The sequence below is a fragment of the Ferrimonas sp. genome, from assembly GCF_048263965.1.
Lineage (GTDB): Bacteria > Pseudomonadota > Gammaproteobacteria > Enterobacterales > Shewanellaceae > Ferrimonas.
In genome coordinates, this window is the sequence record NZ_JBLXDO010000003.1 from 256,786 (window position 1) to 280,880 (window position 24,095).

Sequence of the window (24,095 nt, forward strand, 5' to 3'; positions counted from 1 at the left end):
ATTTATTCCCCTCTATGAGAATTCGAACTTCAGTTTTTTCAGCGATTTCGAAGCCTCTGACTTAGAGCGGTTGAATACCGACCACCGCCCATTAAGATGGTGCGACAAGAAAATCACCAAGGAAGACCATGAAACACCTGCTCGCCGCCGCCCTGCTGCCCATGACGACTTTCGGCCAATATCTCAACGATCCCATCCTGCCGCCCCAGCACCCCTGGCAAGGTGCCAGCGAAATGTTGCAGTTGCCTGCCTCCGATCCCCTCGCCACCCCGGGTGAGCAAAGCGGCCTGATCCAGAGCCCGGATTACCAGGAAACCTTCCAATGGCTCGATGGCCTGATTGGCCGCTCCCCCAAACTCAGTAAGGTCAGCCTCGGCACCTCGCCCCAGGGCCGCGAGATCTGGATGGTGGTTGCTGCCGGTGACGGAGCGGCCACGCCGGAAGAGCTTATGGCGAACGGCAATCCCACCCTGCTGGTGCAGGCGGGAATCCATGCCGGGGAGATCGATGGCAAGGATGCAGGCATGATGCTGCTGCGGGATATGGCGCTGGGCAAGAAAGGCAAGCTGCTCGATGGTGCCAACCTGCTGTTCGTCCCCATCTTCAATGTGGATGGCCATGAGCGGCGGGGTCCCTACAACAGGGTGAACCAGAGAGGACCCGAAGTGATGGGCTGGCGAACCACGGCCACCAATCTCAACCTCAACCGGGACTATGCCAAGGCGGACACCCCTGAGATGCAGGCGATGATCACCGCCCTCAACCTGTGGAACCCCCTCCTATATATAGATGTGCATGTGACCGACGGCATCGACTACCAGTACGACGTCACCTATGGCTACAATCTGGCGGTGGGACACAGCCCGGCCACCTACCGCTGGCTGGAAAACACCTACCGCCCCTCGGTCGACCGGGCCCTGAGCCAGGCAGGACACATTCCCGGGTCCCTGGTGTTTGCCATGGACAACACCGACATGAGCCAGGGGCTGAGTCTGTGGAACCCGTCCCCGCGTTACTCCAACGGCTATGGCGACGTTCGTCATCTGCCCACCATCCTGATTGAAAACCACAGCCTCAAACCCTTCCGTCAGCGGGTCCTGGGTACCTATGTGATGCTGGAGCACACTCTGACGCTGCTGGCAGATAGGAGTGAAGAGCTGCGCCAGGCGGTGAAACAGGACCAGGCCCGCCGGCCGGATCCGGTGATCCTCACCTGGGAGAGCGAACGTCAGCCTCAAGGCTGGGATTTCAAGGGGATTGGTTACACCACAGAGATCAGCGAGGTGAGTGGCGCCCGGGTGATTCGCTGGAGTGGCGAACCCAAACTCTATCCCAAGCTGCCGGTCACCGGACGCACCAAGGCCGGGATCCACCGAGCCCGACCTGCGGCCTACTATATACCTGCCCAATGGCAACTGGTGGTGGAGAGGTTGCAGCTGCACGGCATCCAGATGACTCAACTGTCAGAGCCGGTCACTCAGACACTGAGCTCCTACAGCCTGAAGCATCAGTTCTCAGGCAAGGATTACGAAGGGCGACAGCGCGTGTCCGTCACCGCCACCGAACACTTGGGCCGCCACAACCTACCCAAGGGGACCTGGCGGGTCACTACAGACCAGCCACTGGGGGAATTGGCCATCCAGTTACTGGAACCCGAGGCAACCGATTCCCTGCTGCAGTGGGGATTTTTCAATACCATCTTCACCCGCACCGAATATATCGAACAGTACGCCGTCGAACCCATGGCGCAAAAAATGCTGGAAAGTGATCCTGATTTGAAAAAGGCCTTTTCTCAAAAATTGGCGGCGGATCCCAATTTTGCAAATAACCCTCAGGCCAGACTCCGCTGGTTTTATGAGAATAGTTCCTATTACGACAAGGAATACCAACGCTATCCAGTATTACGAAAACTCAATCCGTAATACTTTGCGATAATCTTTTTCGAGAGCCAATGATTTATTTTAATTGGCTCTTTTTTCCAGATTTCAAAGAAATAAAAAACGTGAGTCTAAAAAAGATTGAGAAAAATCAAAAAAGGATAAAAGTCTCCAAAAACGACCCAAAGTGACAGGGTTCACAGACAAAATGTCGCACATATTGATCCGCGAAACAGCCAATTTCAGATGTGGGAAGACACATTTTGACCATGCGCCTCTAACAAACTTCTTTCACTTTCAACCCCAAAAACACGACAAAAAATATGGTTCATGGCCAAATATCCAAAAAACCATGATCTGAATCACGGCAACAGACTGTTAACAGCCAGGCCTGAGAAGATATCTCCTCAATATTGATCTCGGTCATTATGTCCAACATCGAATTCCATACACTTTGCATGGCAATCCCGTGTACCCAATGCAAGGATTAAAAAATATGGGACAGTACGACGCTTTATTCTCGCGGGGAAAAAAGCGACTTTCCGAGTTGAAGAAACTCAACGCGGTTAAGTCCACTCCGCTGATGCAACGCCTCGAGAGCCAGGGCATCTCCCGCCGGGAGTTCATGACCTGGTCCGCACAGGTAACCGCTATGCTTTCTCTGCCACTCTCCTTCAGCCCACTGGTGGCCGAAGCGGCAGAGGTCGCCGATCGTGTGCCGCTAATCTGGCTGCACATGGCCGAATGTACCGGTTGTTCCGAATCCCTGATTCGCTGTGACACCCCCTCCATCGACAGTGTCCTCTTCGACCACATCTCTCTGGAATACCATGAGACCCTGATGGCAGCCGCTGGCTGGCAGGCTGAAGAGAACCTGGAGCACGCACTGGAAGCCTATAAAGGCGGCTATGTGCTGGCTGTAGAGGGTGCAATCCCCACCGCCGACAATGGTCACTACCTGACCGTAGGCTGTAAGGGCCACACCGGTACCGAAATCATTCACCACGCAGCCGAAGGCGCCGCCGCCATCGTTTCCGTGGGTACCTGTGCCGCCTTCGGTGGTGTTCAGGCCGCCGCGCCAAACCCAACCGATGCCAAGGGCGTTGACCAGGTTGTTCACAAGCCCGTTGTGAACCTGGGTGGCTGTCCCCCAAGTGAGAAGAACATCGTGGGTACCCTGATGTACTTCGTCATGTTCGGCAAACTGCCTCCAATGGACATGTACGGTCGTCCCAAGTGGGCCTACGGCGCACGTGTTCACGACAACTGTGAGCGCCGCGGTCGTTTCGACGCCGGTGAGTTCGTCGAGAAGTTCGGTGATGAAGGTGCCAAAGAGGGTTACTGCCTGTACAAGGTAGGTTGTAAGGGTCCCTATACCTACAACAACTGCCCCACCGAGCGCTTCAACCACCACACCAGCTGGCCCGTGCTGGCCGGCCACGGCTGTATCGGTTGTTCCGAGCCCAACTTCTGGGACGCCATGGCCGATTTCGAAAAACCCCTGGGTCGCCGCGATATCCACAGCCTGGATAAGACCGCTGACTTTATCGGCACCGCCATTCTTGGCCTGTCGGTAGTAGGTCTCGGTGCCCACGCCGTCGCCGGTGTGTTTGCCAAAGATGTGGAGGATAAGTGATGAGCAAACGTGTTGTAGTCGATCCAATCACCCGGATTGAAGGTCACCTTCGTGTCGAGGTTGAGGTCGATGAAAATAATGTCATCACCAAAGCCTGGTCCGGCTCCACCCTGTGGCGCGGCATCGAAACCATCCTGAAGGGCCGCAGCCCCATGGATGCTGGCCTGCTGGTTCAGCGTATCTGTGGTGTATGTACCTACTCCCACTACCGTGCCAGTATCGAAGCGGTAGAAGACGCTCTGGATCTGAAGATTCCTGAGAACGCCAAGCTGCTGCGCAGCCTGATGCAGTCCTCCCTGTACATGCATGATCACGTGGTGCACTTCTACCACCTGCATGCCCTGGACTGGGTAGACATCGTCTCCGCTCTGAGCGCCGATCCTGCCAAGGCAGCTCAGGTTGCCATGAAGTACAGCGCCACCCCTATCGCCGCTGGCGAAGGTGAACTGCGCGCCGTACAGGAGCGAGTACAGGGTCTGGTTAACACCGGTAAACTGGGTCCATTCGCTAACGCCTACTGGGGCAACGGCACCTACAAGTTCACTCCCGAGCAGAACCTGATCGCCGTATCCCACTACCTGAAGGCCCTGGAAGTTCAGCGTAAGGCTGCCGAGATGCTGGCCATCTTCGGTGGTAAGCAGCCTCACCCACAATCCCTGGTTGTTGGTGGCGTAAGCTGTGTTCGCGACATGCTGTCCCCAGCCCGTCTGCAAGAGTGGAAGCAGAAGCACGCCGAAGTGAACGACTTCATCAACCGTGCCTACCTGCCTGACGTACTGATGGCTGCCGAAGCGTACAAAGAAGAGCCTTCCGTACTGGGTGGCGTGGGCGTGAAGAACTTCCTGGCCGCCGAAGACTTCTACCTGGGCAACGGCGAGTACCTGTTCCAGCAAGGCGTCATCATGAATGGCGACCTGGGCGATGTTCAGGACGTAGACCTGACCCTGATCGAAGAAGACGTGACTCACTCCTGGTACCAGGACGGTGCAGCCCGTCACCCCTATGATGGTGTGACCGAGCCTAACTACACCGGCCTGATCGAGCGTGACACCGTTTACGGCAAGCTGCCTACCTTCGACAACGACGGTAAGTACTCCTGGGTTAAGTCTCCTCGCTACGCTGGCGAGCCCATCGAGGTTGGCCCTCTGTCCAGCCTGCTGGTGGCCTACGCCCGTGGTAACGAGCAAGTGGTTGGCGCCGTTAACGGCCTGCTGGAAGCCACTGGCCTGCCTGTTGAAGCTCTGTTCACCACCCTGGGCCGTACCGCGTCCCGTCTGGTACAGACCATGCTGGTTGCCGAGAACAGCCTGAAGACCTTCGATGCCCTGGTGAGCAACATCCTTGTTGATGAGTCCACCTACATCGAGCCGGTTATCGATCCCAACAAAGAGTACAAGGGTGTGGGTGTGATCGAAGCACCTCGCGGCCTGCTCAGCCACTGGATCCGCATCAAGGGTGGCAAGATCGAGAACTACCAGGCTGTGGTACCCACCACCTGGAACTCCGGTCCTGTGGACGCCAACGGCAAGGTTGGTCCTTTCGAGCAATCCCTGGTTGGCATGAAGCTGGAAGATCCTACCAAGCCTCTGGAGATCATCCGCGTCATCCACTCCTTCGACCCATGTATGGCTTGTGCCGTACACGTGATGGATTACAAAGGCCAGGATCTGGGGCAGTTCCAAGTAGCACCCAACGCCTGCTAAGGAGGAGCTATGTCTAACAAGGTTCCACATTCAAGAGATTACATCTTCACACCGGTGATCCGTATCTGCCATTGGCTGCGTGCGCTCTCCATCGTGTTGCTGGTAATCTCCGGGTTCTACATCTCCTGGCCCTTTTTGGTCCAGTACGGTGGACCCGACAACCTGATGCAAGGCTGGGTGCGCTTCGGCCACCTGGTTGCAGGTTTCATCCTTGTGGCGATCACCATCATTCGCGCCTATCTTTACTTCTTCAGCAAGAGTGATATTGAGCGGCGTTCATTCCGTGATGTGATCAGTCCCAAGAAGTGGATTGAGAACCTGATGGCCTACGGTTACATGGGCAACATGCACAAGTCTGGTGTATACGGACCCCTGCAGTACATGACCTACTTCGCACTGACCATGGTTATCGTGGTGATGTGTGTGACCGGTCTTATCCTGCACGCCCATGTGTATCACGAAGGACTGGGTGGTGCCTTTATGCCCATCGCCGAAGCCCTGATTCCGATGTTCGGAACCCTGGCCTTTGTGCGAGAGCTGCACCACTTCCTGACCTGGGTATTTGTCATCTTCATGGTTATCCATGTATACATGGCTGTATTCAGTGGCATCCGCTTCAAGCACAACTCTGTGGATTCCATTGTGTCCGGTTATGACTACCACCCAATGAAGCACAAGTAATCGATATGCCAGAAAAAATCCTCATTCTGGGGATTGGCAATGTACTGTACGCCGATGAAGGCATCGGCGTACATTTTGCCAACTACTTCCAGAAAGCTTACAAATTCGAGGGGCAACCTCAGTTGGAATTCATGGACGGCGGCACTCTGGCCAACGCACTGATTCCTCTGATTGCCCCTTATGACCATCTAGTGGTGGTCGACACCATCAACTCCGCGAACGCCAACTACGGCGACGTCTTCTTCTTCGACTTTGACCGGGCCCCCGCCGAGGTGGACTGGCAAGGCAGCGCCCACGAAGTGGAGATGCTGCAAACTCTGAACATGATGGACATGGTGGGCGATCGGCCCAAGACCTACGTCCTGGGTGTGGTGCCCACCGTCCTGGAGTCCATGAGCTTCGAGCTCACCGACCAGGTCAAAGGCGCTGTGCCTACCATGGAGAAAGCCCTGGTTGGTCATCTGGAGACCCTGGGGATCCGCGCCACCAAGGTGAAGGATCTCGACATCCAGGCCCTGGCCCACCAATCCTGCGACACCTAAGGACCCCAGCCATGAAGCTGAAGTTTAACTTCCACTGCGACCGTCCGGTCCCCTACTACGCTCATCGCTGCAACCAGCTGCTGACCCACCCTCAAGTACTCACCACAGGCAACACCGACAACACCTACTTCTTCGTCGCCGAAGGCGATCAGGAGCAGTTGTCGGAGCTGGCCGAACAGGTGGGCCAGGAGTGGTCCCTCTCCTGCTGGCTGGAGCGCAGTGAGCTGCTTCCGGTTGAGGAGCTCGAGGGCGACGAACACGCCCTGGCCCATGGCCCGGTTCACAACCCCTACTGTGGCTACTGTCGTGACCACCTGCAGGCCTGTCACCATTGTGGCAGCGACGCTCAGCCCAGCCTGGACAGCGACCAGTTGCAGCAGGCAGTAGACACCTTCCTGGCAAAGGGTCAGTGCACCCTGGCCACCGGCAGTGGTCTGCGCCGCTTCCGTCGCCTCGGCGACATCCAGCCCAAGCAGCTGATGTTCTGCCGTGCCGAAGCCCTGAACACTGGCCTGCACCTCTCCAATCAGGGCGTTCGCCTGCTGAGCAGCCTGGAAAAGCCCATGCTGCAACTGCTGCCCAAGGCGGAGTTTGCCAAGGCCAACAAGCTGGCGCACATCACCTACCTGTGCCACCTGGCCGACGACAGGATCTCTCTGCGACTGGCTCAGAAACTGGCTGACGCCGGTGTGGAGCTGGTAGCCGTAGAGGAGGTCGAGCCTGCGCCTAAGTTGGTGCTCACCTTCCTCGAGGAAAAACCCCTGGCCCTGAGCCATCGCCACCAGCCGGGCGACCTGCCCTGCCCAGAAGCCCCCCTGTGGGATGACGCGGTGATCGGCGGCTATCGCGCCGAAGTGACCGACGGCAAACTGGCCCTGAGCGAAGATGGTCGTCAGAACATCAACGATCGTTGGGCTGCCGCCTGTGCCCATCACGGTGCCGTGTTGTTTGCCCCCAAGGGCACCACCACCGCCACCCTCTATCTGAGTGGCAACCGCCCCTCCGGCTTGATCCATCAAGACGACAAGGGCGAGTACCAGTGGCTGGTGAGGCTGCCGGAGCAGTGGATCGCCCCAAACCAGATCCTCAGCGCCATCGCGGAGGGCTCCGAAACCGGTGAACGCCTGGTGGCCCGCTTCCGCGAGCTGCACCCGAAACGTGCCGCCACCCTGGACGCCATGAGCGACACCCCCATCAGTGGCAACCTGTCCAGCCTGATGGCCCTGGTCGCCTGGCTGCTGCAAGTGGCTGAGCCTGGGGACGACCGTCTCACCGCTGCCCGTAAGTTCACCGCCCTGGCCCTGGGCCACGACGGCAAGAACAGCCCTCGCATCGACTTCAAGCTCAAGCGTGACGACGATGAGGTGTTGACGGTGCAGGCCCACAAGGCGCTGCAGGCTGCGCTCAGCTACGCAATGGCCGATGAGAACAGCATCCAGGCTACCTGTTACGGCCTGGTGGATTCCTTCGCTGACTTCGTCGCCAACTGGGTGGAACAGCTGGATGCGGATGTGGGCATCGATCAACTGGCTCTGGCCGGGGATGAGTTTGCCTCACCGGCGCTGATGGATCGCATCCATCGTCGCCTGGGCAACAATTTCCACCTGATGTGGCCCAAGGCGCTGGACTTTGACGGCTCCAACCTGGCGGCCGGTGGTCTGTTCCTCAAGCGCAGGAAGCGTGCATGAGTCTGAGGCGCCAGCACTACCAGATCCTTGGTACGGTACAAGGGGTCGGTTTCCGACCCTTTGTCTACCGCCACGCCACAGAAAACGCCCTGAGCGGAAATGTCCTCAATGACGCCAATGGCGTTGCCATCGAGGTACAGGGCACCACGGCCCAGCTGGCCGCATTTGAAGACGCCATGCGCAACCAACTCCCGCCTCTGGCCAAGGTTGATCACCTGTCCATTGAGGATCATCCGGTCAACCTGGATGAGGCGGAGTTCATCATTCTGGAAAGCAGCGGCAAGCAGGATGCCCAGGTGGCCCTGGCCACCGACAAGGCCAGTTGCGACGACTGTCTCAACGACATCCGCGACCCCGACAGCCGCTACTTCAATTACCCCTTTACCAACTGCACCAACTGCGGTCCCAGGTACACCATCATCCGCGACCTGCCCTACGACAGGCCCAATACGGCCATGGCTGGATTCAAGATGTGCCCCGAGTGTGCCAAGGAGTACAAGGATCCCCTCAACCGCCGCTACCACGCCCAGCCAGTAAGTTGTCCCCACTGCGGGCCGCAGCTGACCTGGCGCAAGGCCAATGGACAGCCGTTGACGGTCACCGATCCCCTGGCCCACTGCTGCAGTCAGTTGGCCAAAGGCAAGATCATCGCCATCAAGGGCCTGGGCGGCTATCACCTGATGTGTGACGCCACCAGTGACCTGGCGGTGGACACCCTGAGGCGACGCAAGCGGCGCCCCGCCAAGCCCCTGGCGGTGATGGTCAAGGACCGTACCGCCGCCGAAACCCTGGTCAAGGGCGACGCCGAGGAGTGGGACACCCTCTGCTCCCAGGAGCGTCCCATCACCCTGATGCGCACCCTCGGCAACGACAAGCTGGCCCCGTCTGTGGCGCCGGGGATCGATCGCCTGGGGCTGTTTCTGCCCTACACCCCCATCCATCAGCTGCTGCTGGAGCGACTGGACCGGCCGCTGGTGGCCACCAGTGCCAACCTCTCCGGCGAGCCGGTGATCACCGAACTCAGTCAACTGGTGGACAAGCTGGGTCATGTGGTGGACGGCATCCTGGATCACGACAGGCCCATACTCAACGCCTGCGATGACTCCGTGGTTCAGGTGGTCGGCGGTCAAACCCAGTGGTGGCGTCTGGCCCGTGGCGTTGCCCCCCAGACCGAGCGACTGGACAACGAGGCCCAGAGCACCACCCTGGCGGTGGGGGCTCAGCAGAAGAACCGCCTGGCCCTGGCCTTCGGCCAGAGAGCGATCACCAGTCCCCACATCGGCGATCTGGATAACCTGGCCACCGAAGGCTACTTCGAGCACACCCTCGCCCAGTTGCAGCGGATCTACGACCTCAAGGTGGAGCGTCTGGTGACCGACCTGCACCCTGGCTATGGCTCCAGTCAGTGGGCCCAGAACCTGGCCCAACGCCAGGAGCTGCCCCTGCTGCAGGTGCAGCACCATCACGCCCACATCCTGGCGGTGATGGCGGAGCACAAGTGCACCGACAAGGTGCTGGGATTTGCCTTCGACGGAACCGGCCTGGGCGACGACGGTCAGATGTGGGGTGGCGAGGTGATGCTGGCAGACACTCAGGGTTACACCCGACTGCACTACGTCAAACCCTTCCGCCTGATTGGCGGGGAACAGGCGATCAAGCACCCGGTGCGGGTGGCCCTCTCCCTGATGTTCCAGCACTACTCCCTGGAGGAGGTGCAGGCCAGTGGCTGGCCTCAGAAGTTCGGCATCAAGGATATGGCCCTGAAGAACCTGCATCTGATGTGGCAACGGGGGATCAACGCCCCCTACTCCAGCTCCATGGGCCGCCTGTTCGACGCCATGGCCTGTTTCCTGCAGCTGTGCCGGGAGACCGACTTTGACGGTCAGGCCGGGATGCTGCTGGAAGCCGCCGCCGAGCAGTGTCCAGACAGCGAGGTCAACCTGCTGAGCCTACCCGCCAGCATCGGCCCCATTATCGATACCGCCCCCCTGGTGCATCAGATGATGACCCTGGGGCACAGCAAGCTGGATACCGCCACCTGGGCCCGGGCCTTCATCAACGCCGTCGCCCAGATGATGGTCAGCCTGATGGAGCGCTATCCGGACTACCCCATGGTGCTCAGTGGTGGCGTGATGATGAACCGCTGCCTGCTGGAGCGCCTGCAGGCCACCGTGGGCGAGCACCGGGGCCGTTGGCTCTGGCCTGAACGTACCGCCGTCAATGACGGCAGCATCGCCCAGGGCCAGCTCTGGTATGCCTTAAACCAGGAGTAACTCCCCCGAGAGGCCGGTTTCGGCCCCTCGAGTACCCAAAACTACGACACCCACCACAGGTTAAATGCCGCTAACATGACCCAGGTCACGAAAGTCATGGGGGTGTTGTCGAATAATGTTCGAAATGTAAACAAGGGACCATTCAGACCATGTGTTTATCCATTCCCTCTCAGGTGGTAGAGCTGCACCCTGAAGACACCACCGCCACCGTCGATACCATGGGCGTGACCCGTCGGGTAAGTACCCACCTGATCAGCGAACCCCTGAACGTGGGCGACTATGTGCTGATCCACGTAGGTTTCGCCATGAACAAGATCGATGAAGAGGCGGCCAAGGAGAGCCTCGAGCTCTACAAAGAGATTGTTGAAAAGATGGAGGCGGAAGATGTCTGATCTGGCCCTGAAGGATCTCTATCAGGGATTTCGGGATCCGGAGACCATCAAGGCGCTGCTGAAGCAGATCGCCGACAAGGCCCCCGGCCTGAAAGAGCCCCTGAAGATCATGGAGGTGTGCGGCGGCCACACCCACAGCATCATGAAGTACGGCATCCACCAGGCGCTGCCGGACAACATCGAGTTTATCCACGGCCCTGGCTGCCCCGTCTGCGTCATGCCCAAGGAGCGCATCGACCAGGCGATCGCCCTGGCCCAGCAGCCAGACGTGATTCTGACTACCCTGGGTGACATGATCCGAGTGCCCGGCTCCAAGTCCAGCCTGGCTCAGGCCCGCGCCCAGGGCGCCGATGTGCGCCCCCTGTATGACCCCATGGATGCGGTGAAGCTGGCCCAGGAAAACCCGGACAAGACGGTGATCTACTTTGCCATCGGCTTCGAAACCACCACCCCGATGACTGCGGTTCTGGTGCAGATGGCAGACCAACTTCAGCTGCCCAACCTGCTGCTGCACGTCAACCATGTGCTGGTGCCACCCGCGGTGCACGCGGTGATGGCGGACGGCCAAGCCAAGGTCAATGCCTTTATCGGCCCCTCCCACGTCAGCGTGATCACTGGCGCCAAGGTGTACCAGCCCATCGTCGATGCCTACCAGACCCCGGTTGTGGTCTCCGGCTTCGAGCCTGTGGACGTGCTGGAAGCGGTACTGATGCTGGTGGAACAGAAGCTGGCGGACAAGGCGGAGCTGGAGATCCAGTACACCCGTGCCGTGACCATCGATGGCAACACCGGAGCCCAGGCCCTGGTGGACAAATACCTGGCAGTACGCCCCAAATTCCGCTGGCGCGGCCTGGGCTACATCCCAGACTCCTCCCTGGGACTGTCTCCAGACTACCCGCATCTCAATGCCGAGATCAAGTTCAAGGATATCCTGCCCAGCGAAGAGCTGGACGACCACAAGGCCTGCATGTGCGGCGACATCCTCAAGGGTCTGGCCAAGCCCACCGACTGTAAGGTGTTCGGCCGCGGCTGCACCCCACAAACCCCAATGGGCAGCTGCATGGTCAGCTCAGAGGGCGCCTGTCACGCCCACTTTAAGTACGGAGAAGTGATTCTATGACCGCCACCGACAACAAGCGCCGCATTCAACTGAGCCACGGTGGCGGTGGTGTCGAGATGAACCAGCTGATTCGTAAGCTGTTCTTCAAGTACTTCAGCAACGAGATCCTGATCCGGGACGAAGACGCCGCCCGACTGGATATCCAGGGGCCCCTGGCCTTCACCACCGACAGTTTCACCGTCAGCCCCCGCCAGTTCAAGGGGGGGGATCTGGGTAAGATCGCCGTCGCCGGCACGGTCAACGACCTGGCCATGGCCGGTGCCATCCCCCAGTATCTGAGCTGCGGCTTCATCATCGAGGAGGGCCTCACCTTCGCCGAACTGGAGACTCTGGTGAAGTCCATGGCCGAGGAGCTGGAGAAGAGCGGTGCCCGCATCGTCTGCGGCGACACCAAGGTGGTGCCCAAGGGGGCCGCCGACGGCATCTTCATCAACACCTCGGGTGTGGGCCAGTGCATCGCCAGCCCCTCTTGGAAGAAGCTGGAGGTGGGCGACGCCATCCTGGTTTCCCGCGACGTCGGCCGCCACGGCGCCTGCATCCTGGCCAGCCGTGAGGGGATGGCCCTGGAGGGCGACCTGGCCTCCGATTGCGCCACCCTGTGGGACGACGTCAAGCGCCTGCTCGATGCCGGCATCGAGGTGCGCGCCATGCGCGACGCCACCCGTGGCGGTCTGGCCGCGGTACTCAATGAGTGGGCCGCCAGCCGCGAGCTGGGGATCAGGGTCGAACAGGATCAGGTGCCCATCGCCGACGAGGTGCAGGGACTGTGTGAGCTGTTCGGCTTCGAACCCATGGAGCTGGCCAACGAGGGCACCTTTGTCCTCGGCGTCCCCGCGGATCAGGCGGAGCAGGCCCTGGCCCTGCTGAAACAGGGGCAGGAGAGCGCCGCCATCATCGGCACCGTGGTGGATCAGCACGTGGGTAAGGTGGTCCTCACCTCTCCCTGGGGCAGCCAGCGTTACCTGGAACTGCCAAAAGGGGAACTGCTGCCACGGATCTGCTAAGACCCGTTATGCAGATTTTAAGGGCGCCTCGGCGCCCTTTTTGCTGCCTGAGTCCCTGACAGAACCGCTTTTGCGCTGATATAATTCCGCCTTAACTCTCCTGAAGGACATATCTGAATGAGCATTGAAAACACTCTGATGCAGCGTGGCGACTCCAAGTGCGAGTTGTGTGGTAGTAACGATCAGCTGAGCGTGTATGACGTGCCACCGGTAGAGAAGAGCACCGAAGAGAAAGCGGTGCTGGCCTGCGTCAAATGCCAGGGCGAGCTGCCCGACGACGCCCAGCTGGATGCCAACCACTGGCGCTGTCTGAACGACGCCATGTGGAGCCAGGTGCCTGCGGTACAGGTGGTGGCTTACCGCATGCTGCACCGCCTGACCAAACAGGGCGAAACCTGGGCCCAGGATCTGTTGGACATGATCTACATGGAAGAGGATGTCAAAGCCTGGGCCGACGCCGGCCTGCCTGAGGAAGCTGATCCCGACGCCATCGTCCACAAGGACAGCAACGGTGACGTGCTGCTGGCCGGTGACACCGTCCATCTGATCAAGGATCTGGTGGTCAAGGGCGGCAACTTTACCGCCAAGCGTGGTACCCCGGTGCGCAACATCGGCCTGACCAACAACCCCGAGCACATCGAGGGCCGGGTCAACGGCCAGCGCATCGTCATCCTCACCCAGTATGTGAAAAAATCCAAGCAGGGCGAATAAGCCTGTATTGAACAGAGAAAGGCGGCCTGACGGCCGCCTTTTTTATTTATAACAATGATTTAAAACAGCTTGTCAGCAGCGACAATCTGAGAGACTCAGCGTTTCCCTACAGAGAATGGAGCTCTCATGATTCGACCCGCACTGTTGCTGCCTCTGCTGACACTCACCCTATCAAGCCACGCCTGTCCCAAGCTGCCAGACCCTGTGGTTTCGCTGCTGGACAGCCAGCACCATGACACCCTGCTGCTGGGAGAGTGGCACGGCACCAACGAAGCCCCACAGGCGGCCTTTGCCACCATCTGTCACCAGGCAAAGAAACTGAACGTTCCCCTGATCGTCGGCCTGGAGCTCAACGCCGAGGATCTGGACTTCGGCGGCGATCTTGACCAACTGACAGCCCGGATCCAAGCCTCAACAGACTGGCAGACGGTGTTTGACGGACGCAGCAGCCGCGCCCTGTATCACCTGCTGGAGCGGCTCCACCCCCTGGTGAAATCGGGCGAGATTCAGGTGGTGGGCTTTAACCACAATCACGATCCCAGGGATCTGCGCATGGCCGAAAACCTGCGCCCCTACCTCGGTCAGCCCATGCTGGTGTTTGGCGGAAGCCGTCACACCAAGACGGTGCACGGCAACAGCTGGGACCCTCAGTCGAACAACATGGGTGCCTTCCTCAAGGACTGGGGAGCAGACACCCTGAGCCTGTGGCTGTATAACAGCAATGGCACCGCCTGGTACAGCGACGATGAAGGCAATAGAACCGTGCACCCCATAACTCGCAGGGGCGAAACCCCAGCAGGTACCATAGAGCCGGCACCACAAGAGAGCGGCTATCAGCATATCTGGCACCTGGGACCGGTGACCGCCTCCCTGCCCCTGCTCAAGCCCGCAGAAGGCTACTAAAAAAGGCGCCCCAGGGGCGCCTTTTTCAGCTCGAGGAGATTACTCCCACTCGATGGTCGCCGGTGGCTTACCGGAGATGTCGTACACCACCCGGGAGATGCCGTCGATCTCGTTGATGATGCGGTTGGACACCTTGCCCAGGAAGTCGTAAGGCAGGTGGGCCCAGTGGGCGGTCATGAAGTCGATGGTCTCCACCGCCCGCAGGGACACCACCCAGTCATACTTGCGGCCATCGCCCATCACGCCGACGGAGCGAACCGGCAGGAACACGGTGAACGCCTGGGACACCTTGTTGTACAGATCCGCCTTGTGCAGCTCCTCGATGAAGATGGCATCGGCGCGCCGCAGCAGGTCACAGTACTCCTTCTTCACCTCGCCCAGCACCCGCACGCCCAGACCTGGACCGGGGAAGGGGTGACGGTAGAGCATGTTGTAGGGCAGACCCAGCTCCAGGCCAATCTTGCGCACCTCATCCTTGAACAGCTCGGTCAGCGGCTCCACCAGACCCAGCTCCATGTCCTCAGGCAGACCGCCCACGTTGTGGTGGGACTTGATCACATGGGCTTTGCCGGTGGCCGCACCGGCAGACTCGATGACGTCGGGGTAGATGGTGCCCTGGGCCAGCCATTTCACGCCCTGGATCTTGGCCGCTTCCTCGTCGAACAGCTCCACGAAGGTGTGACCGATGATCTTACGCTTGGCTTCAGGATCCGCTTCACCCTCCAAGGCGTCCAGGAAGCGCTGCTCGGCGTCGACGCGGACGATGTTCAGGCCGAAGTGATCACCGAACATCTCCATCACCTGATCGCCTTCATCCAGGCGCAGCAGGCCGTTGTCGACAAACACACAGGTCAGCTGGTCACCGATGGCACGGTGCAGCAGCATCGCCACTACCGAGGAGTCCACACCGCCGGACAGACCCAGGATCACCTTATCGCCGCCCACCTTCTCCTTGATGCGCTCGATGGCGTCATCGATGATGGCGGCAGAGGTCCACTTGGCTTCGCAACCACAGATGTTCAGCACGAAGTGCTCCAGCATCCGCTTGCCCTGCTTGGAGTGGGTCACCTCGGGGTGGAACTGCACGCCGTAGAAGTGACGGGACTCGTCGGCCATGGCCGCATAGGGGCAGGTCTCGGTCTCGGCCACCTTGGTGAAGCCTTCAGGGATGGCGGTAACCTTGTCACCGTGGCTCATCCACACATCCAGCAGCGCCTTGCCGTCGTGGTCGATGGCGTCTTCGATGTTCTCAAACAGCTGGGTAGCTTCCAGGACCTTCACCTGGGCGTAGCCAAACTCACGCTTGTCGGAGCAGGACACCTTGCCGCCCAACTGCTCGGCCATGGTCTGCATGCCGTAGCACACGCCCAGCACCGGCACACCGGCACTGAACACATACTCGGGGGCACGGGGGGAGTTGTCTGCGGCAACGGACTCGGGGCCGCCGGACAGGACGATGCCGGTAGGGGCAAATTCGCGAATCTTCTCTTCGGGAACATCCCAGCCCCACAGTTCACAGTAGACGCCGATCTCACGGATACGGCGGGCGATCAGCTGGGTGTACTGGGAACCAAAATCCAGGATAAGGATACGATGGTCGTGGATGTTGCTCATCTTATTCGGGTCTCATTATTGTGATGGTTGGGTACGAGGGCGAACTATTGCCCTGCGGCCTATGGGCCTGTCGTTGTTCTTTACCGAGCTAGAAGAAAGGGGGCAGACCTGCCCCCTTTTCAGCATTAACCCATACGGTAGTTGGGCGCTTCCTTGGTGATGGTCACGTCGTGGACGTGGCTCTCCTTGATGCCGGCACCGCTGATGCGGACAAACTCGGCCTTGGTGCGCAGCTCTTCGATGGTGCCGCAGCCGGTCAGACCCATGCAGGAGCGCAGGCCGCCCAGCTGCTGGTGAATGATCTCCTTGAGCTTGCCCTTATAGGGGATGCGACCTTCGATGCCCTCGGGCACCAGCTTGTCGGCGGCGTTGTCGCTCTGGAAGTAGCGGTCGGAAGAGCCCTTGGTCATGGCCCCCAGGGAGCCCATGCCACGGTAGGACTTGAAGGCACGCCCCTGGTACAACTCAATTTCACCCGGGGCCTCTTCGGTGCCGGCAAACAGGGAACCGGCCATGATCAGGCTGGCGCCAGCGGCGATCGCCTTGGCGATGTCACCGGAGAAGCGGATGCCACCATCGGCAATCACAGGGATGCCATACTCGTTGGCCACGGACGCGGCTTCGGCCACGGCGGTGATCTGAGGCACGCCGACGCCGGTAACGATGCGAGTGGTACAGATGGAGCCTGGGCCGATGCCCACTTTCACCGCGTCTACACCGGCTTCAATCAGGGCGCGGGCACCTTCAGCGGTGGCGACGTTGCCGCCGATGATCTGCACATCGGGGAAAGCTTCACGGGTGGCACGGATACGCTGCAGCACCCCTTCGGAGTGACCGTGGGAGGAATCGATCAGCAGTACGTCCACACCGGCTTCCACCAGGGCGGCAACCCGATCTTCGTTGCCTTCACCGGCACCGACGGCGGCGCCGACGCGCAGGCTGCCCTTCTCATCCTTACAGGCATTGGGCTTGCGCTCCGCCTTTTCGAAGTCCTTGACGGTGATCAGGCCGGTGAGGCGGAATTCCGGGGTCACCACCAGCACCTTCTCGATGCGGTGCTTCTGCATCACCTGCTGAGCCTGCTCCAGAGGGGTGCCCTCAATCACAGTCACCAGGCGGGACTTGGTGGTCATGACGTCGGCGACCTTCTTGGACAGGTCCTTGACGAAACGGACATCACGGCCGGTGATGATGCCCACCAGCTCGTTCCCCTCGGTCACCACAGGGTAGCCGGCGAAACCGTTCTCTTCGGTGATCTCTTTCAGCTGGGCGATGGTCAGTTCCGGGGTGACGGTCACGGGGTCGGCAACGATGCCGGCCTCGTACTTCTTCACCATGCGAACCTGGGCCGCCTGCTGCTCAATGCTCATATTCTTGTGGATAAAGCCGATGCCACCTTCCTGGGCCATGGCGATCGCCAGACGGCCTTCGGTCACGGTGTCCATGGCGGCAGTCACCATAGGAATATTCAGCTTGATGGTTTTGGTCAGTTGGGTGCCAAGCTCTGCGGTGTTCGGAAGAACAGTGGAGTGGGCGGGGACGAGCAATACGTCGTCAAAGGTAAGCGCTTCTTGTTTAATTCTTAGCATGGCAACATTTCACCGGTAGGGTTTATGGGTGTAGTAAAATATTGCCGGGGAATTATAGGGATCCAAGCTTGCCACTTCAATCATTTCTTGTTACTAATTTCAGATCATTTCATGAACCCCGGTTCTCCCCTTGTCAAATCAGATTCTTACCGTCTCCGCCCTCAACCGTCAGCTCAAGGCCACATTGGAGCAGCAGTGGGGACGGGTTTGGCTCACCGGCGAGATCTCCAACCTGGCCACTCCCTCCTCCGGTCACTGGTATTTCACCCTGAAAGATGAGCGCAGCCAGCTGCGTTGTGCCATGTTCCGCGGGCGCAACAACAGGGTGACCTTCCGCCCCAGAGATGGCATGCAGGTGCTGGTTCGGGCTCAGGTGACCCTCTATGAACCCAGGGGAGACATGCAGCTGTTGGTAGACAGCATGCAGCCGGCGGGGGACGGGTTGCTGAAACAGCAGTTTGAGGAGCTGAAATTGCGCCTGGCCGCCGAGGGGTTGTTTGCCTCCGGCGCCAAGCAGCCCCTGCCAGATCCTATCCAGACCCTGGGGATCATCACCAGCCCAACGGGCGCCGCCATCCACGATGTGCTGTCGGTGCTGCAGAGGCGCAACCCCGCCCTCAAGGTGATCCTCTACCCCACCCAGGTGCAGGGCCGCGAAGCGATCCCCGCCCTGTGCCGGGCCATCGAAATCGCCAATGAGCGTGACGAGGTGGACTGCCTGCTGCTGACCCGGGGCGGTGGCTCTTTGGAGGATCTCTGGTGCTTTAACGAAGAGGCGGTGGCCCGGGCGGTGTTCGCCTCACGGCTACCCATTGTCTCTGCCGTCGGTCACGAAGTGGACGTCACCATCGCCGACTTTGTGGCGGATCTTCGTGCCCCCACCCCCTCGGCGGCAGCGGAGATGCTTTCTGGGGATCAGCGCCATCAGCGTCAGGCGATCGCCAACCTTCAGCATCGTCTGAATCATGCCATAGGCCGAACCCTTCAACAGCAACGCAGCCGACTCTCCCTGCTGGATTCCCGCCTGACAGCGGCTCACCCCAGTCGACAGCTGGCCACCCTCAGTCAGCGACTGGATGAACAGCAACTCAGGCTGCATCACGCCATGAGCCAGAGATTGGCCCAGGAAAACCGGCGTCTGGATAACCTGACCACCCGGCTGCAGGCTTGGCAGCCACAGCGTCAGGTGCGTCAACGCCAGGAACAACTGACCAGCCTGTCCGACCGACTGCAGCGCAGCATGAGTTCGCTGACTGAGCGCAAAAGACAGCAGCTGGGGGCTCAGGCTCAGGCCCTCAATGCCATCAGCCCGCTGGCGGTGCTGGGGCGGGGTTACGCCATCCTGCAGGATCAGTCCGGCAAGGCGCTCACCGACGCCAGTCAGGTGCAGGCCGGCGACAACCTCAACGCCCGGCTGCACCGGGGTGAACTCAGCCTCAAGGTAGAGCGCACCACCCCGTCTACTGACTGACGGGACACTAGTTGTCGGTCACCTCCAGCCAATAGGCGGGCAGCTTCAGTCCGGGCTTTGCCCGTTTTCCCGCCTTGATGGTGGCCCCGATCCAGATCTCCTCCCCCTCCCGCCCCGGATTGTCCAGGTTGGTCACCGGAAAGCTGTTATAGGTCCGGTTTCGATAGCGCACCTTGAAGCCACGCAGATTGACCCTGGGCTCATTGCCCAGGTTGGCGATGTCTATGGTGATGGGCCGTGTGCTGTTGGACTGGATGCGATACTTGGCCTGATGGTAGTAGCTGTCCAGCAACTCCACATTGGTGGAGCCTCCCAGCCCCCCCTTCCAGGTCAATACCACCCGGCTGGCCTTGTCGTTGTTCTTGATGGCCGTGGGATAAGTCAGGCTCTGAATCTCGGTCAACCACACCTTGGCATGCACCTGAAAGGGGAGCAACACCAACAGTGGTGCCAGCAATGATTTACATAAAGGTCTCATTTTATTTCTATTATCCGACCAAATTGCTATGGAATTCGAATCTTAATTTTGTTATCAATTTGATTCAAGATGTTTCAACTTGTTAAGCATCTACCTTCCACAGGGAGGTGGGGGATAATTATAAGCTCGAGGTCGGGCCCAAAACGGAGGGGCTCAGGGGCAATACTCAAAGCACTTTGGGAAACACAATAAATGAAAAAAATTGCCATTATCTCTGTACTGGCTGCAGGCGTTTCTACCCTGGCCGTGGCCCAGGAGTTCACCGCTACCTTCAACCTGATTCAACCCGTGGACATCGCCGAAACCACTCAGCTGGACTTTGGTGACGTCAAGCTGGGCAGCAACATCACCTGTACCCTGGCCGCGGCTGACGGCGCTACCACGGGTGATGCCTGCCTGAGCAGCAACGGCACCGCCGGCGTGTTCACCATCTCAGGTGATGCTGACCGCAACGTCGGTGTGACACTCAACAACGGCAGCGGCAACGGCGTGACCTTCGCCCCACAAGCCAGCCAGAGTTTCGCCACCGCCGTCGCTCTCGATAACCAGGGCAAACTGACCTTCAACCTGGGCGGCACCCTGACCGTCACCGACACCGCCACCGCCGGTGCCGGCAGCGTCACTTACACCATCGACGTGGCTTACCAGTAAGCCTTTTCCCACACCATAACAATAACCGCCGGCGGCCTCGATGACGCACGGCAGACCTGTTGTGGGCAGAAGCCAGCCTTCTGCCCCGTTTTCGGGTCCTAGGGAGAACGCCATGAAGTTACTGGCAACACTAATTCTGGGTTTGTGCCCCCTGTTGGCCCAGGCCAACCTGCTGATATCCCCCCAACGTCTCTATTTTGAGCCAGGCCAGCGCAGCGACGCGCTGATCCTAAAGAACATCTCCGACAGCCTGCAGAAGTTTGATATTCGCTTCCAGGAGATGGTGATGAACCCCCAGGGCAAACTGGTGCCCCAGTCCAGCAACCCCCACAGCCTGGCCAGTATGGTTCGCTACTCCCCCAGACGGGTCACCCTGGAGCCCGGTGCCACCCAGACCATCAGGATGGCCCTGAGGATGAAGGGCGACCTCGAGGAGGGGGAGTACCGCAGCCATCTGGTGATCCGTCAGATCCCCACCCAGACGGAAACCCACCGCGCTCAGGGAGGCGACAACCTGGCGCTGCAGATTCGCCCCATGCTCTCCATGTCGATCCCGGTGATCGCCCGTAAGGGCGTCACCCACTCCTCTCTGGCCATCGAGCGTGCCGAGCTCCATCCCCACCACGCCCAGATCAGGGTCACCGCCTCGGGAAACCGCTCTGTGTATGGAGATCTGGAGCTGGTGCAGCAGCAATCCGGTGAGCGCACAACCCTGGGAATCCTGCGCGGTGCCGCCCTCTACCCTGAGATCGACCAACTGGAATTCAAGGTCCCTCTGAGTCAGCCCCCCAGGGGTGAGGCGCCCATCGAGGTTGTCTACCGGGAAGATCCCCGCTACGGCAGTGAACGTGAGGTACAGCTTCAGCTTCAGCCCTGATGCGCCTTGTCCTGCTGTTGACCCTGCTGGCTGTCCTGCCCAATAAAGGGGCCTGTGCGGAGCCTGAGGAGGCCACACCTCTGGTGTTGCAGCTGGTCTATCGGGGAGAGCTGCTCTCCGAAGATCTGCTGGCCTACGAGTCCGAGGGCCGCCTCCATCTGCCTCTGCAGCAACTGGCCGACCTGCTACTGATGCCGCTGCTGGTGGATGTGGAGCATGGCCGGGCCGAGGGCAGCCTCAGCAGCCCGGCAGACCGGTTTCGCCTGGAGGGACGACAGTTAATCCGCTCAGGCTACCCACAAGTCAACCTGACCAGCCTGATCAACGACGGCTGGGATCTCTTCCTGCCCGCAGACCAGCTGACCCCCCTGTGGCAACTGACCCTGGAGTTCTCACCCCAGGCCCAGACCCTGCACCTGTTAGCCGAGGATCTGCTGCCCCTAGACAAGGTCTGGCAGCGGCAGCAACGGCTGGCCCTTCTGCAACAGCAGCAGGGTCGCAGCGTCGCCGGACAACCTGTGTATACCAGTCCCTACGCCCTGATTGGCGATCCCGCCCTGCACAACCAGATAAGCCTCATTCGCAGTGACGGTGACACCCAGGCCAGCCTGCTGCTCGATGGCGTCAGCGACCTGGGCCATCATCAGGCACAGTTCAACCTGCAGCTGGATGACCAGACCCAAAGGCTGAGAGCCTCCATTGAGCGCCGCTGGGATCTGCCCTGGCTCAGCGAGTACCGGTTGGGCTCCCTCACCGGTCCCAACACCCCTCTGGTGGGCCGGGGCGAGCTGGGATGGGGCGTGGACCTGCGCCAGGGGGCGAGCCTGCAATCGGATCAATTCATTACCACGACGCTGGAGGGGCCGGCGCCGCCCGGCTGGGATGCCGAGCTCTACCGGGATGGGGATCTGATCGACGCCCAGCGCATCGGTTCAGGGGGCCGCTACCGGTTCGACAATGTGGCCCTATACCTGGGGCAGAACCGGTTTCGAATCCTGCTGTACGGTCCCAATGGTGAGGAGCATCAGTTAAGCCTCACTCACCCCCTGGGCGGCAGCCAGCTGGCCCCGGGACGCAGTGGCAGCCAGCTGACCGCCCTGGCCTGGGAGCGCGGCGGTGGCAGCGAGGCACAGTTGGAGTGGGGCTATGGCCTGTCAGACGCCCTGAGCCTGCAACTGGGCCACCACTACCTGCAGGCGCCGGAACTGGTCACGGACCACTACTCCAGTCTGGCTCTGGTGGGACAGTTGGGCGGTGTGCTTGCTCAGGTCCGGGGAATCAAACAGTGGCAGGGAGGCCAAGCCCTGGCTCTGGCCCTGCAAGGAGACACAGGGAGCTGGCAGTGGCAGCTGAGCGGCGCCCACTACCACGACTACCTCAGCGCCGCCCATCGTCAGCGACAGCTGCGCCATGAATGGTTGCTGCGGGCCAGTGGCCGCCTTCGGGAGCTCGGCTGGCGAATCGAAGTGGGCACCGACGCCCTGAGTGACGGTAACCAACACCGTGCAGCCCTGACCTTCAATGGCCAGTGGTACCAGAGCAGCTGGAGCCATGCCCTGACCTGGCGCGGAGCCGCCGATCACAGGCTGCAGCAACAGCTGGCCCTCTCCGGCCGATTGCAGCAGTGGCGCCTGCGCGGCTATGCCGATCTTCAGTGGCAGCCCGAGGCCCGTCTGCAGAGGCTGGGGGTCAACCTCAACTACCCGCTGGAACAGCGTCTCACCGGCCAGAGTGAGCTGGTGCTGCTGCCCAGGCAGCCCCAGCAGTGGCAGTTCAATCAAAACCTCAACCTCTCCCTGGATTCCCTACTCCTCAGCCTGGGCATCAGTGTCTCAGGCGATCACGAATACCAGGCGCGACTGGAACTGTCCCACGGCCTACTGTGGGACAGACAGGCAGACAGCTGGCACTGGTACGCGGACGACCCCACTCGAGAGGGTGATCTTTCCCTCAGTGTCTTCTGGGACCGCAACGGCAATGGCCACCGTGAACCGGACGAACCGCCGGTGGACGGAGTGCGGTTCCGCTGTACCGGGCGCAGCGAAGGGGGGCGCACCGACAAAGAGGGGCGGCTGCTGCTGGTGGGGCTGCCCGCAGACAGCGACCTGGTGCTGCAATTGGACGAGTCCAGCCTGGCGGATCCCTTTATGATCTCCCCCTTTACCCAAAGGCAGTTGCGCCTGCACGCTGGCCACATCGAACGGCTGACTGTCCCCATGGTGATGGGAAGCGAAGTGGAGGGGGAGGTGATGCTGAGCTCACCGGATCTGGACAGTCGCCCCGCCGCCGGGCTGCCCATCAGCCTGGAAGATGCTGACGGCATCACCGTGGCGCAGACCCGGGTGGATTACGACGGCCTGTTCCTGCTGCAGGGGATACGCCCAGGCCGGTACCGGTTGAAGATTCAGCAACGCCTCTACCCCATCAACCTGTCACCTGAAGGGGAGATTCTCAGTCTGGGTCGCCTCTACCTGCCACAGGCTTCACAGATTCAGTCAGAGTAAAAGCGCAGCAATTCAAAGAGATCTACACTGAAGTTGAGGCTATTGACCCCGGAGGTCACATGCTCAACTTTATTGTTATCACCTCACTGACCTTCTCGGCCCAGTTCAACCTGGTACCCGCCGACACTGTGCCCCAGGTGCTGGAGCAACTGTCCGCGCCCCAGTGCAACCGTGCCGATGTTCAGCTTCACTGGCAACTGCCCTCCGCGGAACGGCGGCCCCCCCATGATCAGGCCACGCCCTCGCAGGCCGAACCGGCCCCCAGGCTGGTACTGCACTTCCTCTGAAGCCCGCCATAAAAAAGGGTTCATCGCGCATTACCGGGAAAAGCGGCTCGTATCTTCAGGAAGAAGTAGTCGCTGTCCCGGTATCCGTAGGCCA

General features: G+C 60.2%; 20 protein-coding genes. 17 read left to right on the forward strand and 3 right to left on the reverse strand.

Annotated features, from left to right (window positions below; translation table 11 throughout):
* Positions 1-128: 128 nt before the first annotated feature.
* From ACN0RV_RS05345 to ACN0RV_RS05400, 12 genes are all read left to right on the forward strand, one after another.
* Positions 129-1,922, forward strand: coding sequence for a M14 family metallopeptidase (locus ACN0RV_RS05345; protein ID WP_417346252.1), 1,794 nt, complete (start codon positions 129-131; stop codon positions 1,920-1,922).
* A gap of 451 nt (positions 1,923-2,373) precedes the next feature.
* Positions 2,374-3,513, forward strand: a complete 1,140-nt coding sequence (locus ACN0RV_RS05350) for a hydrogenase small subunit (protein WP_417346254.1) — start codon at positions 2,374-2,376, stop codon at positions 3,511-3,513.
* Positions 3,513-5,216 (forward strand): nickel-dependent hydrogenase large subunit, encoded by a 1,704-nt coding sequence (locus ACN0RV_RS05355; protein WP_417346255.1) that lies wholly within the window; start codon positions 3,513-3,515, stop codon positions 5,214-5,216. Before ACN0RV_RS05350 ends, ACN0RV_RS05355 begins: the two co-directional genes overlap by 1 nt.
* A gap of 9 nt (positions 5,217-5,225) precedes the next feature.
* A complete protein-coding gene (cybH, locus tag ACN0RV_RS05360) occupies positions 5,226-5,897 on the forward strand; it encodes a Ni/Fe-hydrogenase, b-type cytochrome subunit (RefSeq protein WP_286340266.1) in 672 nt (223 codons plus the stop codon).
* Positions 5,898-5,902: 5 nt separating this feature from the next.
* Positions 5,903-6,439: a HyaD/HybD family hydrogenase maturation endopeptidase gene (locus ACN0RV_RS05365; RefSeq protein WP_286340267.1), complete on the forward strand. Its 537-nt coding sequence runs from the start codon at positions 5,903-5,905 to the stop codon at positions 6,437-6,439.
* 11 nt (positions 6,440-6,450) lie between these two features.
* The gene (locus ACN0RV_RS05370; protein WP_417346257.1) at positions 6,451-8,127 is read left to right on the forward strand and encodes a hypothetical protein; all 1,677 of its coding nucleotides are present in this window, start codon (positions 6,451-6,453) and stop codon (positions 8,125-8,127) included.
* Complete coding sequence (gene hypF, locus ACN0RV_RS05375; protein ID WP_417346259.1) at positions 8,124-10,400, forward strand: carbamoyltransferase HypF; 2,277 nt, start codon at positions 8,124-8,126, stop codon at positions 10,398-10,400. Before ACN0RV_RS05370 ends, hypF begins: the two co-directional genes overlap by 4 nt.
* 149 nt (positions 10,401-10,549) lie before the next feature.
* A complete protein-coding gene (locus ACN0RV_RS05380) occupies positions 10,550-10,792 on the forward strand; it encodes a HypC/HybG/HupF family hydrogenase formation chaperone (RefSeq protein WP_136851261.1) in 243 nt (80 codons plus the stop codon).
* Positions 10,785-11,912: a hydrogenase formation protein HypD gene (gene hypD, locus ACN0RV_RS05385; RefSeq protein WP_417346262.1), complete on the forward strand. Its 1,128-nt coding sequence runs from the start codon at positions 10,785-10,787 to the stop codon at positions 11,910-11,912. Before ACN0RV_RS05380 ends, hypD begins: the two co-directional genes overlap by 8 nt.
* Complete coding sequence (gene hypE, locus ACN0RV_RS05390) at positions 11,909-12,916, forward strand: hydrogenase expression/formation protein HypE (RefSeq protein ID WP_417346264.1); 1,008 nt, start codon at positions 11,909-11,911, stop codon at positions 12,914-12,916. Before hypD ends, hypE begins: the two co-directional genes overlap by 4 nt.
* Positions 12,917-13,033: 117 nt before the next feature.
* Positions 13,034-13,627 (forward strand): PhnA domain-containing protein, encoded by a 594-nt coding sequence (locus tag ACN0RV_RS05395; RefSeq protein ID WP_028110922.1) that lies wholly within the window; start codon positions 13,034-13,036, stop codon positions 13,625-13,627.
* Positions 13,628-13,753: 126 nt separating this feature from the next.
* The gene (locus ACN0RV_RS05400; RefSeq protein WP_417346266.1) at positions 13,754-14,530 is read left to right on the forward strand and encodes a hypothetical protein; all 777 of its coding nucleotides are present in this window, start codon (positions 13,754-13,756) and stop codon (positions 14,528-14,530) included.
* Positions 14,531-14,569: 39 nt separating this feature from the next.
* Here the strand turns inward: ACN0RV_RS05400 and guaA are convergent, their stop codons facing one another.
* Both guaA and guaB read right to left on the reverse strand, forming a co-directional pair.
* Positions 14,570-16,144: a glutamine-hydrolyzing GMP synthase gene (guaA, locus tag ACN0RV_RS05405; protein WP_417346268.1), complete on the reverse strand. Its 1,575-nt coding sequence runs from the start codon at positions 16,142-16,144 to the stop codon at positions 14,570-14,572.
* A 125-nt stretch (positions 16,145-16,269) separates the two neighbouring features.
* On the reverse strand, positions 16,270-17,733 hold the full coding sequence (gene guaB, locus ACN0RV_RS05410; RefSeq protein WP_286340274.1) for an IMP dehydrogenase: 1,464 nt from the start codon (positions 17,731-17,733) through the stop codon (positions 16,270-16,272).
* 130 nt (positions 17,734-17,863) lie between these two features.
* Between guaB and xseA the strand changes: the two genes are divergently transcribed.
* Positions 17,864-19,204, forward strand: coding sequence for an exodeoxyribonuclease VII large subunit (gene xseA, locus ACN0RV_RS05415; RefSeq protein ID WP_417346271.1), 1,341 nt, complete (start codon positions 17,864-17,866; stop codon positions 19,202-19,204).
* Between the two features lie 7 nt (positions 19,205-19,211).
* Here the strand turns inward: xseA and ACN0RV_RS05420 are convergent, their stop codons facing one another.
* Positions 19,212-19,682, reverse strand: a complete 471-nt coding sequence (locus ACN0RV_RS05420; protein ID WP_417346272.1) for a hypothetical protein — start codon at positions 19,680-19,682, stop codon at positions 19,212-19,214.
* Positions 19,683-19,874: 192 nt separating this feature from the next.
* On the opposite strand from ACN0RV_RS05420, the gene ACN0RV_RS05425 reads away from it, so the two are divergent.
* From ACN0RV_RS05425 to ACN0RV_RS05440, 4 genes are all read left to right on the forward strand, one after another.
* Positions 19,875-20,333: a DUF4402 domain-containing protein gene (locus tag ACN0RV_RS05425; RefSeq protein ID WP_417346274.1), complete on the forward strand. Its 459-nt coding sequence runs from the start codon at positions 19,875-19,877 to the stop codon at positions 20,331-20,333.
* Between the two features lie 112 nt (positions 20,334-20,445).
* The gene (locus ACN0RV_RS05430; protein WP_417346276.1) at positions 20,446-21,210 is read left to right on the forward strand and encodes a molecular chaperone; all 765 of its coding nucleotides are present in this window, start codon (positions 20,446-20,448) and stop codon (positions 21,208-21,210) included.
* Positions 21,210-23,714, forward strand: coding sequence for an MSCRAMM family protein (locus ACN0RV_RS05435; RefSeq protein WP_417346278.1), 2,505 nt, complete (start codon positions 21,210-21,212; stop codon positions 23,712-23,714). The genes ACN0RV_RS05430 and ACN0RV_RS05435 overlap by 1 nt, the downstream gene beginning before the upstream one ends.
* Before the next feature lie 59 nt (positions 23,715-23,773).
* Complete coding sequence (locus ACN0RV_RS05440; RefSeq protein ID WP_417346280.1) at positions 23,774-24,001, forward strand: hypothetical protein; 228 nt, start codon at positions 23,774-23,776, stop codon at positions 23,999-24,001.
* Positions 24,002-24,095 lie beyond the last annotated feature (94 nt).

Bases quoted from the DNA above. Each gene is read 5' to 3' on its own strand.
- ACN0RV_RS05345 (WP_417346252.1), top strand. From the start codon at position 129: ATGAAACACCTGCTCGCCGCCGCCCTGCTGCCCATGACGACTTTCGGC.
- ACN0RV_RS05350 (WP_417346254.1), top strand. From the start codon at position 2,374: ATGGGACAGTACGACGCTTTATTCTCGCGGGGAAAAAAGCGACTTTCC.
- ACN0RV_RS05355 (WP_417346255.1), top strand. From the start codon at position 3,513: ATGAGCAAACGTGTTGTAGTCGATCCAATCACCCGGATTGAAGGTCAC.
- cybH (WP_286340266.1), top strand. From the start codon at position 5,226: ATGTCTAACAAGGTTCCACATTCAAGAGATTACATCTTCACACCGGTG.
- ACN0RV_RS05365 (WP_286340267.1), top strand. From the start codon at position 5,903: ATGCCAGAAAAAATCCTCATTCTGGGGATTGGCAATGTACTGTACGCC.
- ACN0RV_RS05370 (WP_417346257.1), top strand. From the start codon at position 6,451: ATGAAGCTGAAGTTTAACTTCCACTGCGACCGTCCGGTCCCCTACTAC.
- hypF (WP_417346259.1), top strand. From the start codon at position 8,124: ATGAGTCTGAGGCGCCAGCACTACCAGATCCTTGGTACGGTACAAGGG.
- ACN0RV_RS05380 (WP_136851261.1), top strand. From the start codon at position 10,550: ATGTGTTTATCCATTCCCTCTCAGGTGGTAGAGCTGCACCCTGAAGAC.
- hypD (WP_417346262.1), top strand. From the start codon at position 10,785: ATGTCTGATCTGGCCCTGAAGGATCTCTATCAGGGATTTCGGGATCCG.
- hypE (WP_417346264.1), top strand. From the start codon at position 11,909: ATGACCGCCACCGACAACAAGCGCCGCATTCAACTGAGCCACGGTGGC.
- ACN0RV_RS05395 (WP_028110922.1), top strand. From the start codon at position 13,034: ATGAGCATTGAAAACACTCTGATGCAGCGTGGCGACTCCAAGTGCGAG.
- ACN0RV_RS05400 (WP_417346266.1), top strand. From the start codon at position 13,754: ATGATTCGACCCGCACTGTTGCTGCCTCTGCTGACACTCACCCTATCA.
- guaA (WP_417346268.1), bottom strand. From the start codon at position 16,144: ATGAGCAACATCCACGACCATCGTATCCTTATCCTGGATTTTGGTTCC.
- guaB (WP_286340274.1), bottom strand. From the start codon at position 17,733: ATGCTAAGAATTAAACAAGAAGCGCTTACCTTTGACGACGTATTGCTC.
- ACN0RV_RS05420 (WP_417346272.1), bottom strand. From the start codon at position 19,682: ATGAGACCTTTATGTAAATCATTGCTGGCACCACTGTTGGTGTTGCTC.
- ACN0RV_RS05425 (WP_417346274.1), top strand. From the start codon at position 19,875: ATGAAAAAAATTGCCATTATCTCTGTACTGGCTGCAGGCGTTTCTACC.
- ACN0RV_RS05430 (WP_417346276.1), top strand. From the start codon at position 20,446: ATGAAGTTACTGGCAACACTAATTCTGGGTTTGTGCCCCCTGTTGGCC.
- ACN0RV_RS05435 (WP_417346278.1), top strand. From the start codon at position 21,210: ATGCGCCTTGTCCTGCTGTTGACCCTGCTGGCTGTCCTGCCCAATAAA.
- ACN0RV_RS05440 (WP_417346280.1), top strand. From the start codon at position 23,774: ATGCTCAACTTTATTGTTATCACCTCACTGACCTTCTCGGCCCAGTTC.